Below are 12,512 nucleotides of genomic sequence, written 5' to 3'. Positions count from 1 at the left end.
TCGGGTGGTGTCCGGGGGCCCAGCGGCACGCGAAACCGCCCCGGATCCAGGAGGACCCGGGGGGATCGGACACCACTGTGGCGGCATGCGGGCATGCCGTTGTCAAGGGAAGAGGAGTGACAGTACGCCGGAGCGCGGCCGGGCGTCAACCGGAATTCGTCAGCGCGGAATCAGCCGACTTCGGGCACGTTCACCTCGGCGTACAACAGCTTCCCGAGCAACGTCGCGAACGGGACCGGGTGACTCGCGTACCCCAGATGTCCGCCCGGGAACGTGACGACGGGCCAGCCGATGGTGTCCGCGATCACCTCGATCGGCCGGCCGGGCAGGTGGTTCGCGGACTCCGCCCCGGCCGCCGGGACCACCTTGTGCGCGACCGTCTGCAACGCCCCGAGGTCCGGCACGTACCGGGTGTACGGGAGCAGCTTGTGCTCGAAGAAGAGGGCCGCGTTCGCCTGCATCCGGTCCACCACCTCGCGGTACTCCGGCCGCAGATCCTCGGGCGCCGGCTCCTCGTCGTCCAGCCCGAGCCCGCCGGCGAACAACGCCAGCGCCGCGCCGACGCCGTCCTCGGCGTATGTCTCCCGCACGTCCTCGAAGAACGCGCGAGCCGTCTCCGCGTCCGGGAGCAGCTCGACCGCGGGTGGTTCGTGGGCGACGAGCATCCGGACCCGATCCGGGAACCGGGTGATCAGCTCGAGCCCGGTGATCGCCCCGGAGCTGCTGCCGAACACGTACGCCGGCTCCTTCCCCGCGACGTGGTCGATCAGCGCCAGCGCATCCGCCGCGGCGGTGCTCACCTTCTCGTCCACCGGCGCCCCTTCGTACGGGCTGCGCGAGTTCCCCCGCGGGTCGTACGTGACGACGGTGTACTCCGCCGCCAGCTGACCCACGATCGAGTCGAACACGCCCCCGTCCGTGAACCCACCAGCGATCAGCAGCAGTACCGGCCCGGACCCCGTCACCTCGTAGTGCAACGTCGCCCCCGGCACGGCCAGCTTGTTCACGGTCTTCGCAGTCATTCGGTCACCCCTTCGTCCCAGCAGATGACCTCACCCTCCCGCGCCCCGCTGGCATCCCACGCACACGCCGCTGGCACGACCCCCGCTCAGTCGGTGTCGTCGGGTTGTGGGGTCGGGTCGTCGAGGCCGGACCAGGGGTCGCGGGGTGGGGCTACGCGGCGGCCTTGCGGGCAGATGCGGGCGAAGTCGCACCAGCCGCAGAGTGGGCCCGGCTCGGGTGGGAAAGCTTCGTCGGCTTCGGCCGGGGTGAGGCCCGTGTGCCAGCGGGCCTCGGCCGCGGCGGCGTCGTCGGCGATGGACTCGGCGCGCCGTTGGTGCCGGGCCAGGGACGCGTCGTCGTGGTCCGCGGCGGCGACCGAGTTGGTCGGCAGGTGGTGGAGCTCGACCCGGGTGCACGGGCGGTGCAGAACGCGGCGCGCGCCGAGGACGTACAGCGCCATCGCCAGGGACGACCGAGCGTCGGTACTGGTGAGGGGGCGGCGGCCGGTCTTGTAGTCGACGATCGCCAGCTCGGTCCCACCCTCGCCGTCACGGGCAGGTCGCTCGTCGATCCGGTCGACCCGACCGCGCAGGCTGGCCCGCTCGGTGGTGAAGGCGACGGTGCGCTCGACGCCGAGCGGTTCGTAGTACGGGTCGGTGTCACGCAGGTACCCGAGCACCATGTCGGTGGCGCGGTCCCGCCAGGTCAGCGACTGCTGCTCGTCGCGGAATCCCTCACTGCGCCAGCTCGACCGCATCTTGGCGACCACCTCGTCGGGGGTCCGCCGGGAGGCGGGCCAGCGCCCGAAGAAGTCGGCGAACACCTCGTGGACCACGGCGCCGACCGTGTTGTGCGCCCAGGGCGGGCCCTTCGGCGGCCGCGGCGTCTCCAGGTAGGTGTACCGGTACTTGCGCTTGCAGTCCGCGAACGTCATCAGCTTCGTCGGCGTCGCGACGAACAACCGCGTCGGCATCCCCGGCAGCATCTCGTTCATCAGCCCGCCTTGATGAAGTCCGCGACCGCGTCGGCGACCAGCTGGACCGCGATCGCGCTCAGCAGCAGACCGGCGATCCGGGTCACCAGCAGGACGCCGTTCTCACCGAGGACCCGCATGATCACGCCGGAGAACCGCAGCGTCAGCCACATCACCAGGTGGATCAGCACGATCCCGATCGAGATCGCCGCCACGTCGGGGAAGGACCCGTTCGCGCGCTGGACGAACACCATCGTCGCCACGATCGCGCCCGGGCCGGCCAGCAGCGGCGTACCGAGCGGGACGAAGGCGATGTTCACGTTCTTGGTCTGGACCGGGTCCTCGGCGGTGTCGGTAAGCAGCTGCAGCGCGATCAGCAGGAGCAGCAGACCTCCCGCGCACTGCAGGGCCGGCAATGTGATCCCGAGGTGGTGCAGGATCTGCTGCCCGAACGCGGCGAACACCACGATCACGCCGAACGCGACCAGGACCGCCTGCCAGGCGGCCTTCTTCCGGACCGCGCGGGACTGACCGGCCGTCAGCGAGATGAAGACCGGGACCGTCCCGGGCGGGTCCATGATCACGAACAGCGTGACGAACACCTCGCTCAGCAGCGTGAGGTTGATGACATCGTTCACGGCAGATAGGCCTCGGGCACCGTCGCGTCACTGGCGGCCGCGTTCGCCTTGGCCACCTCCAGCAGTCGCTCGAACTGCTCCGGCTCGGTGGTGTTCACGCCCAGGTCGTGGTCGATCTTGCCCACCCCGTGGTGGTCCGACGAACCGGTGGCGATGATGCCGAGGTCGTCCGCGATCCCCCGCAGGGTGGCGCGCGACTCCGGCGAGTGGTCCTGGTGGTCGACCTCGATCCCGGCCAGCCCGTGGTCGGCGACCAGGCGGGCGATCGTCTCCGCGGTCACCACCTTGTAGCTGGACCGGCCCCACGGGTGCGCGATCACCGGCACACCGCCGGCCGCGCGGACCAGGTCGATCGCGCGCGCCGGGTCGATCGCGTAGTGCGACACGTGCCCGGCCCGACCGTCCGCGAGGTACTTGTCGAACGCCTCGCTCCGGGTGGCGACCGTGCCGTTCGCGACCAGCGCGTCGGCGACGTGCGGGCGGCCGACGGACGGCGTACCGGTGGCCTGGGCGAGCACCTCGTCCACGGTGAGCCGGACGCCGAGACCGTTCAGCCGGGCGACGATCGACGGGATCCGCTCGGTCCGGCCGTCGCGGACGATCCGCAGCTCCTCGGCCAACGGGGCGTACGCCGGGTCGAGCAGATATCCGAGCAGGTGGACGGAGATGCCGTTCAGCTTGCAGGAGATCTCGATCCCCGGCACGAAGCCGATCCCGAGGTCCTCGGCGGCCCGGCGCCCGTCGGCCCAGCCGTCAGCCGTGTCGTGATCGGTGACGGCGATCACATCCAGCCCGTCCCGCTGCGCATGCGCGATCAGGACGTCGACCGGGTCGGTGCCGTCCGAGCGGTTCGAATGGGTGTGCAGGTCGATGCGCACGAGCGATCGGGGTCCCTTCTCTGGACAGCTCTCGACGCAGATGCTATCGGTGCGCGCGGACGACTTTTATGGTTCTCCCCATGGAACGTGACCGGGTCGACTGTGTGGGGGCGCTCGTGTACGACGAGCAGCACCGGTTGTTGGTGATCCGCCGGGCGAACGAGCCTGGCCGGGGGTTGTGGTCGCTGCCGGGTGGACGGGTCGAACCGGGTGAGGACGATCCGGCCGCGGTGGTGCGCGAGGTGGCCGAGGAGACCGGTCTCGAGGTGGTGGTCGGGGACCTCGTCGGCGAGGTGGAACGCGAGGGCCCGGGCAACACCCTCTACGTCATCCGCGACTACGAAGCCGAAGCGGTCGGCGGCGACCTCACCCCCGGCGACGACGCCACCGAAGCCCGCTTCGTCGACCGGGCCGAGTTCCGGTCCCTCCCGACCACCACCCTCCTCGTCTCCACCCTCTCCCAGTGGAACGCCCTGCCCGGTTAGACCATCGACCGCGGCGCGTCAGTAGCTGATGTAGTACCAACCCGCCGCGATAGTCGGGTACACGCCGGGGAACTCGTCGCCCTGCGCGCCGGCCGGTACCTGCGAGCTGTCACGCCGCTCTCACGGAACTGACGCGACGGCAGGTGACCATGCCGTGATACTGAGTTGATGGACGATGCCGGAATGGTCAGGGCCATCGAGGGGAACTTGGCCGAGTTGCTGGTGCGGATGGGCGCTGCTGGGGGTGGGGAGCAGCGGGACGACGGGGTGGTGCGGTGGACGATCGGGGGGTCGCCGATCGACTATCACAACGCCGTGGTCGGGGCCGATCTCTCTCCGGGCAACGCGGACGCGGTCATCGCGGAGTCGCTGGAACTACTGCAGGACAAGGGCGTTCCGGGGTGCTGGCATGTCGGGCCTTCGATGCGGCCCGCGGATCTCGGCGTCCGACTCACGAAGGCGGGATTCACCGCGGCCGGTGGCGAACCTGGGATGGCGGTCGCGCTCGCCGACCTGAGCGACGAGCCGCTCGGACCGGACCAGCTCCGCATCATCCGGGTCGAGGACGACGCCGACCTCGGTACCTGGGCGACCACGCTCGCGCGCGGGTTCGGGGAGGGTCCGAAGGAGGCGGACTGGGTCGCCGAGATCTACCGAAGGGAAGGGCTCGGCGATCCGTGGCGGCACTACCTCGGGTGGCTCGACGGTGAACCGGTGGCGACGACCACGATCTTCCTGACCCCGGGGATCGCAGGGGTGTACTTCGTCATGACGGTCCCGGAGGTTCGCCGGAAGGGCATCGGTGCCGCGATCACCCGCGCCGCCGTCCGCGCGGCCGAGGACGTCGCGACGCATGCCGTCCTCGGCTCGTCCCCCGCGGGCCGGTCCGTCTACGCGGGGCTCGGCTTCCGCGAGTACTGCTCGATCGACCTCTACGAGTGGGCCTCCACGGCCAAGCCACCCTCACCGCCCGCGACCCGACCGTGATGTGTGGAACTAAATGTCCGCCCCAGGGTCATTTAGTTCCACAAACCGGCGGCCGGCGCCGTTGTCCACAGGGGGCGGCGCCGGGGGTGGGGAAGTGCGGCAGGCTTGGGTGGGTGGAGTGGTGGTGGCAAGGACAGCTGGAGGCCGACGGCGTTCACGCCCTCATCCACGACCAGCTCCGGATCGTGTCGCGTGGGCAACTCCAGGCCGCCGGGTGGCCGGAGTCGCGGATCAAGCGCGGGTTGCGCGGCCGGCGCTGGCAGGTGGTCCATCCCGGCGTCTACGCCACCCACACCGGACCGATCGGGTACTACGAACGTCTGCTCGCCGCCCTGCTCTACGCCGGCCCCGACGCGGCATGGAGCCACTACACGGCAGCCGAACAGCTCGGTCTACTCAAGCGCGACGCCGCTCGCCCCGTCTACATCACCATCCCGAAACAGCGGAAGGTCCGACCACAGCCACACCTGGTGATCCACCGCGACGAGCACTGGGCCGGGCGACTCGCGCGGGTGCTGCCACCCCGGCGGACGCCCGCCGACGCGGTACTGGACATCGTGGGGGTCTCCGCAACGCTGGACAGCGCGGCAGCCGTCATCGCCGAGGCCTGCCAGAGCGGGCGTGTCGATCCGTCCGCGATCCTGCGGGCCCTGGAGACGCGTCCGCGGCTCCGTCATCGCAGGGCATTGCGGCCGGTCCTGCGTGACGTCGCGGACGGGTCGCACTCGCTGTTGGAGCTTCGGTACCTGCGCGACGTGGAGCGACGGCACGGGTTGCCACGCGGGACCCGACAGCGGGCGGTGGACGGTGAGTTCACCGATGTGTACTACGACGGGTTCGCGTTGCTCGTCGAACTCGACGGGCGGCTGCACCTCGTGCCGCGGCAGCGGTGGCGAGATCTCGATCGGGACAATCGCGCCACGCTGCGGGCCGAGGCGACCTTGCGGTACGGGTGGTTCGACGTGACGAACCGGGCGTGCGAGGCCGCCGTCCAGGTACTCGAAGTGCTGCGCCGTACCCAACCGACCCTGAACGCAAGCCCCTGCTCACCGAGGTGTCCGGTCGCCGGTTTGTGGAACGTTTTGGCCGTATAGCGCGCAGAAGGTTCCACAAACCGTCAGCTGTTCCAGTGGAGGATTGCGGGGGAGCCACGTTCCCAGCCGAGGACCGAGAGGGTGGCGGTGTTGAGGACGAAGTGGCGGCCTTCGGTGACGTCGAGTTCGAGCCAACGGGCGGTGAGGGCTCGGAGGGCGTGGGAGTGGCCGAAGACCAGCGCGTCGCCGGGAACCGCGGCGAGGCGGGCGGTGACACGGTCGAGCCGGGCCGAGACTTCGGCGGGGGTTTCGCCGTGGGGGACCGGGTTGTCCCACACGGTCCAGCCGGGGACGGTCTCGCGGATCTCGGCGGTCGTGACGCCTTCGTAGTCGCCGTAGTTCCACTCGACCAGGTCGTCGTCGACCTGAGCCTCGGGGAAACCGGCGAGTTCGGCGGTACGGCGGGCACGGCGGCGCGGCGACGTGAGCACCAGATCGAACGACTCCCCCGCCAGCCGCGGGGTCAGGCTCGCCGCGACATGCTCACCCTCGGCGGTCAGCGGCAGGTCGGTGACCGAGGTGTGCCGGCCCGACTTGCTCCACTCGGTCTCCCCGTGGCGGACCAGGAAAACCCGGTCCTTTCGTTCCTGTGTGGTCACGCTGTCATCTTCGCAGACCGGAAGCCGGGGACGCCGAACCCTTGACCGTTTGAACGATCCAGGGCAGGGTAGCAAAACTGTAAGCGCTTCCACTTCGTCCGCCAGGAGGAACCACAGTGGCTTCCGGACCCACCGGCAGGCCGGCGACGATCTACGACGTCGCCGCGCTCGCGAAGCTGTCGATCGCGACGGTTTCGCGGGTCCTGCAGGGCACCGGACCGGTGTCGGAGAAGGCCCGTGCCCGGGTGGACCAAGCCGCCCACGAGCTGAACTACGTCCCGCTGCGCGCCGCCCGGAGTCTCGCGGTGCAACGGCACGAGGCACACGGACTGGTCCTGCCCGACCTGGCCGGACCGTTCTACGGCGACCTGCTGATGGGGTACGAACGCTGGGCCGGCGAACACGGCCAGAGCGTGATCCTCACCGTCACGCACGGCAACCCGGATCCACGCCGCAGCCTGCGCGACCTGGCCGGCCGGGTCGACGGGATCGTTGTCCACGGCAACGCTCTGGACCTGGCCGCGATCCAGGGCCTGCGCCGCGCCAAGGTCCCGGTCGTGGTCGTCGCCCATCCCCCGATCCCCGGCTGCGACACAGTGCGTAGCGAGAGCGCCGCGAGTGCCGAACAGCTCACCACCCGGCTGCTCGGCCACGGCCGTCCCGATCTGCTCTTCGTCGGCGACCCGGCCAGCTCGTACGACGTGTCCGAGCGGTACGCCGGGTTCTCCAAGGCGCACCGTGACCACGGACTCGCCGTCCCGGAGCCGGCCCGGGTACCGCTGACCGAGGACGCCGGCACCGCCCTCGCCAAGACGTTGCTCGCGGCAACCGAGCGGCCGGGCGGCCTGGTCTGTGCGAACGACGAGCTCGCCCTGGCCGCGGTGAAGACGCTGACCGCGGGCGGGCTCTGTGTCCCGGCCGACATCGTCGTCACCGGCTGGGACGACGTGATGGCGGCGCGGTACGTGTCGCCCGGATTGACCACCGTGCGGCAGCCGATGGCCGAACTCGGCCGGCTCGCCGCCCAACGACTGCACGAACGCGTGACGGGCGAACGGTCCCGCGCGCGCAACGACGTACTGGCCACACAACTCGTGCTGCGCGACAGCTGCGGCACGGCATCGGGGGAAGCAGGCTCCACCACCCCTTCCAACTGAGGAGAAACACGATGTTCACCCAGACCAACCGGGTCCGCCGCCGGCTGGTGACCGGCGGCGCGCTACTGACCGCCACCGCGCTCGCCCTGGCCGGCTGCGGCCGGTCGGAGGACTCCGGCGCCGCGGCACCCGAGTCGACCACCAGCGTGGGCAGCGGACCGGCCACCGGCGACCTGACCGTGTGGGCGATGGGCACCGAGGGCGAGAACCTGCCCCAGCTGACCAAGGCCTTCGAACAGGCCAACCCCGGCACCAAGGTGACCGTCACCCCGATCCCGTGGGACGCGGCGCACAACAAGTTCACCACCGCGATCACCGCGCAGTCGCTGCCGGACGCCGCAATGGTCGGCACCACCTGGATGGGTGAGTTCGCCGGCCTGGACGCGCTCGACCCGACGCCGAACGGCTTCGACACGGCCGGCTTCTTCCCGGGCGCGCTGGACACCACCAAGGTCGGCGGCGTCGGCTACGGCGTGCCCTGGTACGTCGAGACGCGGGTCGTCTACTACCGCAAGGACCTCGCCGCGAAGGCCGGCATCACCACGCCGCCGACCGACTGGGACGGCCTGAAGGCGATGGCCAAGGCGATGCAGGACAAGGCCGGCGCGAAGTACGGGATCAACCTGCAGCCCGGTGGGCAGGGGTCCTGGCAGACCGTGATGCCGTTCGCCTGGTCGGCCGGGGCGAGCATCACCAGCGACGACGACAAGCAGTTCACCCTGGACTCCCCGGAAATGCAGGAGGGGCTGAAGTACTACCAGAGCTTCTTCACCGAGAAGGTGGCCGGCACCGACCTGCCGCCGAACCAGACCGAGGCGCAGTTCGTCAGCGGCCAGGTGCCGATGTTCATCTCCGGACCGTGGATGGCCGGCTCGATCGCGAAGCTCGGCGGCGACAAGATGAAGGCGAACATCGGCGTCTTCGAACTGCCGAAGAACAAGACCTCCACGTCGTTCGTCGGCGGCAGCAACTTCGTCGTGTTCAAGGCGAGCAAGAACAAGGACAGCGCCTGGAAGCTGGTGCAGTGGCTGTCCGAGGCGAAGACGCAGACGGAGTGGTACAAGCTGTCCACCGACCTGCCCGCGGTGCAGAGCGCCTGGCAGGACCCGAGCATCGCCTCCGACCCGCTGCTGCCGGTGTTCGGCAAGCAGCTGGAGACCGCGAAGGCGCCACCGGCCATCGTGAACTGGGAGCAGGTCGCGACCGCGTTCGACGCCGAGGTGGAGAAGATGGCCAAGGCCGGGCAGTCGCCGGCCGACACCGCCAAGGCGATCCAGACCAAGGCTACGTCGATCGGTACCGGTAGCTGATCGAGGATGTCCACCGCCACCTTGCAGGAGAAGTCTGCCCGCGTCCGGCCACCCGGCCGGCCGTCGGCGCGGGGCCGCCGCCCGCTGGACCGCCAGACGCTCGCCGCCTGGATCCTGGCGCTGCCGTTCGTGCTGCTGTTCCTCGCGTTCTCGGCCGGACCGGTGATCGGCTCCCTGGGGATGAGCTTCACCGACATCAAACAGCGTGACCTGCGGACGCCGTTCGCGGTGAACGGCGTCGGGATCGAGAACTACGTCAAGGCGCTGTCCGACGAGACCTTCCGCCGGGCCGCGCTGAACACGGCGTACTTCGTGGTCGTCGGCGTCCCGCTCACCCTGGTGGCGGCGCTCGGGGCCGCGGTGCTGCTGGACCGCGGCGTGAAGAAGTTCCAGAGCCTGTTCAAGGTCGCGTACTACCTGCCGGTGGTCACGTCGATCGTCGCGATCGCGGTGATCTGGCGGTTCGTGCTGTCGCCGGACGCCGGGCTGCTGAACACCGTGCTCGGCTGGGTCGGCATCGACGGGCCGAACTGGCTGGCCTCGAAGACCTGGGCGATGCCGTCGCTGATCGCGATGGCGGTCTGGCGCAACTTCGGGTCCGCGATGATCATCTTCCTCGCCGGACTGCAGGGCATCCCGCAGTCCGTCGAGGAGGCCGGCCAGCTCGACGGTGCGGGCTCGTGGCAACGGTTCCGGTACCTGATCCTGCCGTTGCTGCGGCCGACCGTGCTGTTCACCAGCGTCGTCACCGGGATCGGCTACCTGCAGTTCTTCGAGGAGCCGTTCGTGATGACCCAGGGCGGTCCGCTGAACAGCACCGTCTCGGTGTCGATGTACACCTACCAGCAGTTCGGCTTCGGCAACTACGGCCTGGCCACCGCGATGAGCTACCTGCTGTTCGTCGTCATCGCCGTCGTCACGTTCATCCAGTTCCGGCTGCTGAGGGAGAAGTGATGCGCCGCACCTGGTGGATCTACCTGATCGGAGTGCTCGGCCTGATCGCGGTCGCGGCGCCGTTCGTCTGGATGCTGCTCGGCAGCTTCAAGACCCAGGGCGAACTGCTCCGCGTCCCACCGACCTGGTGGCCGCAGGAGCCGACGACACGGAACTACGGCGACCTGTTCGGCAAGGCCAACTTCCCGCACTACTTCCTCAACTCGACCCTGGTCGCGCTGGTGGTGACCGCGGGCAACCTGATCTTCTGCTCGATGATCGGGTACGCCCTGGCCAAGCTGCGGTTCAAGGGCCGCAACGCGTTGTTCGTGCTGGTGATGGCGACGCTGATGATCCCCGGCATGGTCACCTTCGTCCCGTTGTTCGTGATGGTCACCAACGCGGGGCTGGCGAACAGCTACCCGGGCCTGATCCTGCCGTTTCTGGTCTCGCCGTTCGGCGTCTTCCTGATGCGGCAGTTCTTCTCCGGGCTGCCCGACGACCTGATCGACGCGGGCCGGGTCGACGGCACCAGCGAGCTGGGCATCTTCGCCCGGATCATGCTGCCGCTGACCCGGCCGGCCCTGGCCACGCTCGGCATCCTGACCTTCCTCGGCTCCTGGAACAACTTCCTCTGGCCGCTGGTGATCGCCCAGACCGAGGACAAGTACACCCTGCCCGTCGCCCTGGCGCTGTACTCGACCGGCCAGAACGCGCAGAACTTCGGCCTGCTGATGGCCGGCGCGGTCGTGGTCGTCGTCCCGGTGCTGGTGATGTTCCTGGCTTTCCAGCGGCACGTCACCAAGGGCATCGCGATCACCGGACTCAAATAGACCCTGCATTGGAGACCTCGATGACCGCCACCATCAGTCGCCGCACTCTGCTCGCCGCGACCGGATCAGCCGCCCTGATCGGGACCACGGCCACCGCCGGCCCGTCGTACGCCGGACCGCGTGACCCCGCCCAACTACTGAAGGGGAGCTGGCAACCCACTCGGGAGGACAAGGCTCTGGTCGGCCGGTGGGCCCGGGACACCTGGCGCAGCCTGGTCGCGATGACCGACGAGCGCACCGGCCTGCCCGCCGACAACATCGGCGCGTCCGTCACCGACCCGGTGCGCAGCAAGTACACGTCGCCGACCAACATCGGCGGGTACCTGTGGAGCACCGTGGTCGCGCGGCAGCTCGGCATCATCTCGCCGCAGGAGTCGCTGCGCCGGATCACCCAGACGCTCACGACGATGCGGACCGTGGACCACCACGAGCCGAGCGGCATGTACTTCAACTGGTACGACGAGGCGACCGGCGAGGTGCTGCACGTCGACCCGGACGGGACCCGGGAGATCACCCCGTTCGTGTCCAGCGTCGACAACGGCTGGTTCGCCGCCGCGCTGATGGTGGTCCGCAACGCCGAACCTCGGGCCCGGGCGCTGGCCGACTCGCTGCTCGGCACAATGAACTTCGCCTACTACTACAACCCGGACGCGCGGCCCGGGCTCGGCGCCGGCCTGATGCGCGGTGGTTTCTTCGAGACCCCGCCGCCGGACGAGGAGACCGACAAGGGCAACCACGCCGGGACCGGGCCGGACGTGTACTACCGCAAGTTCCACTACGACACCTGCAACACCGAGGCCCGGATCGCACCGTACATCGGGATCGCGCTCGGCCAGGTCCCGCCCGAGCAGTACTTCGCCACCTACCGGGTGTTCCCGGACTCGTGCGACTGGTCCTGGGTCGAGCAGAAGGCAAGGGGCGTGCACCGGAAGTACCTCGGCATCGACGTGTTCGAGGGCACCTACTCGTACCGCGGGATGCGGCTGGTGCCGTCGTGGGGCGGCGACATGTTCGAGTCGCTGATGCCGGACCTGTTCGTGCCCGAGTCGAGATGGGCGCCGCGGAGTTGGGGGATCAACCACCCGTTGACCGTCCGGGCCCACATCGAACACGGCATGGACGACGCGAAGTACGGCTACTGGGGCTTCTCCCCCGCCTCCAACCCGAAGGGCGGGTACTCCGTCTACGGCGTGGACGCGATCGGGATGGACCCGAACGGCTACCCGTCCGACCTGGAGGCGACCAACTACGACGCCGGCTTCGAGGGCTGCCGGGAAGGGACGAACCCGAACCCGGCGTTCGGCGACGGCGTGGTCACCCCGCACGCCGCGTTCCTGGCGATGCAGTACGCGCCCCGGCAGGCGATCGACAACCTGGGCCGGATCGAGTCGACGCTGAAGGCGTACTCCGCTGGCGGGTTCTACGACTCGGTCGCGGTCCGGTCCGGCCTGATCGCCCGCCGGTATCTGTCCCTCGACCAGGCGATGGTGATGGGAGCCATCGGCAACGTTTTCGGCAACGACGTGATCCGGCGGAACTTCAGCGCCGGCGCGGTGGCCCGCAAGGTCCGCCCGCTGATCGCGATGGAAGAGTTCACCGCCGGTCTCGACTGATCTCGGAGAG

13 protein-coding genes are annotated in these 12,512 nt (G+C 69.6%); 8 read left to right on the top strand and 5 right to left on the bottom strand.

Annotated features, from left to right (window positions below; translation table 11 throughout):
- Positions 1-170: 170 nt before the first annotated feature.
- From FB561_RS30640 to FB561_RS30625, 4 genes are all read right to left on the bottom strand, one after another.
- A complete protein-coding gene (locus FB561_RS30640) occupies positions 171-1,022 on the bottom strand; it encodes an alpha/beta hydrolase (RefSeq protein WP_145813538.1) in 852 nt (283 codons plus the stop codon).
- Between the two features lie 86 nt (positions 1,023-1,108).
- Positions 1,109-1,996, bottom strand: a complete 888-nt coding sequence (locus FB561_RS30635; RefSeq protein ID WP_145813537.1) for a RecB family exonuclease — start codon at positions 1,994-1,996, stop codon at positions 1,109-1,111.
- The gene (locus FB561_RS30630) at positions 1,996-2,613 is read right to left on the bottom strand and encodes a MarC family protein (protein WP_145813536.1); all 618 of its coding nucleotides are present in this window, start codon (positions 2,611-2,613) and stop codon (positions 1,996-1,998) included. The genes FB561_RS30635 and FB561_RS30630 overlap by 1 nt, the downstream gene beginning before the upstream one ends.
- Complete coding sequence (locus FB561_RS30625; RefSeq protein WP_145813535.1) at positions 2,610-3,491, bottom strand: PHP domain-containing protein; 882 nt, start codon at positions 3,489-3,491, stop codon at positions 2,610-2,612. The genes FB561_RS30630 and FB561_RS30625 overlap by 4 nt, the downstream gene beginning before the upstream one ends.
- A gap of 80 nt (positions 3,492-3,571) precedes the next feature.
- Between FB561_RS30625 and FB561_RS30620 the strand changes: the two genes are divergently transcribed.
- The 3 genes from FB561_RS30620 (at position 3,572) to FB561_RS30610 (ending at position 6,057) form a co-directional block, all read left to right on the top strand.
- Positions 3,572-3,976, top strand: a complete 405-nt coding sequence (locus tag FB561_RS30620; protein WP_145813534.1) for an NUDIX hydrolase — start codon at positions 3,572-3,574, stop codon at positions 3,974-3,976.
- A 168-nt stretch (positions 3,977-4,144) separates the two neighbouring features.
- Positions 4,145-4,963 carry a GNAT family N-acetyltransferase gene (locus FB561_RS30615; RefSeq protein ID WP_145813533.1) on the top strand — a complete coding sequence of 273 codons (819 nt, stop codon included), beginning with the start codon at positions 4,145-4,147 and terminating at the stop codon, positions 4,961-4,963.
- Positions 4,964-5,076: 113 nt separating this feature from the next.
- Entirely contained in the window at positions 5,077-6,057 is a 981-nt protein-coding gene (locus FB561_RS30610; protein WP_145813532.1) for a hypothetical protein, read from the top strand.
- Between the two features lie 23 nt (positions 6,058-6,080).
- On the opposite strand, the gene FB561_RS30605 is transcribed toward FB561_RS30610, so the two are convergent.
- A complete protein-coding gene (locus FB561_RS30605; protein ID WP_145813531.1) occupies positions 6,081-6,656 on the bottom strand; it encodes a histidine phosphatase family protein in 576 nt (191 codons plus the stop codon).
- A gap of 116 nt (positions 6,657-6,772) precedes the next feature.
- Here FB561_RS30605 and FB561_RS30600 point away from each other — a divergent pair, with 116 nt between their 5' ends.
- The 5 genes from FB561_RS30600 to FB561_RS30580 are packed head-to-tail and all read left to right on the top strand — an operon-like array spanning position 6,773 to position 12,502.
- On the top strand, positions 6,773-7,813 hold the full coding sequence (locus FB561_RS30600; protein ID WP_145813530.1) for a LacI family DNA-binding transcriptional regulator: 1,041 nt from the start codon (positions 6,773-6,775) through the stop codon (positions 7,811-7,813).
- 11 nt (positions 7,814-7,824) lie between these two features.
- The gene (locus FB561_RS30595) at positions 7,825-9,123 is read left to right on the top strand and encodes a sugar ABC transporter substrate-binding protein (protein ID WP_145813529.1); all 1,299 of its coding nucleotides are present in this window, start codon (positions 7,825-7,827) and stop codon (positions 9,121-9,123) included.
- 6 nt (positions 9,124-9,129) lie between these two features.
- Positions 9,130-10,077, top strand: a complete 948-nt coding sequence (locus tag FB561_RS30590; RefSeq protein WP_238335223.1) for a carbohydrate ABC transporter permease — start codon at positions 9,130-9,132, stop codon at positions 10,075-10,077.
- The gene (locus FB561_RS30585; protein WP_145813528.1) at positions 10,077-10,889 is read left to right on the top strand and encodes a carbohydrate ABC transporter permease; all 813 of its coding nucleotides are present in this window, start codon (positions 10,077-10,079) and stop codon (positions 10,887-10,889) included. The genes FB561_RS30590 and FB561_RS30585 overlap by 1 nt, the downstream gene beginning before the upstream one ends.
- 20 nt (positions 10,890-10,909) lie before the next feature.
- Positions 10,910-12,502, top strand: coding sequence for a glucoamylase family protein (locus tag FB561_RS30580; protein WP_145813527.1), 1,593 nt, complete (start codon positions 10,910-10,912; stop codon positions 12,500-12,502).
- Positions 12,503-12,512: the final 10 nt, after the last annotated feature.

It is taken from the genome of Kribbella amoyensis, from assembly GCF_007828865.1.
In the GTDB taxonomy this organism is placed as follows: Bacteria; Actinomycetota; Actinomycetes; order Propionibacteriales; family Kribbellaceae; genus Kribbella; species Kribbella amoyensis.
Note: the sequence above shows the minus strand (reverse complement) of the source record. Positions and strands in the feature narration are given on the sequence as shown.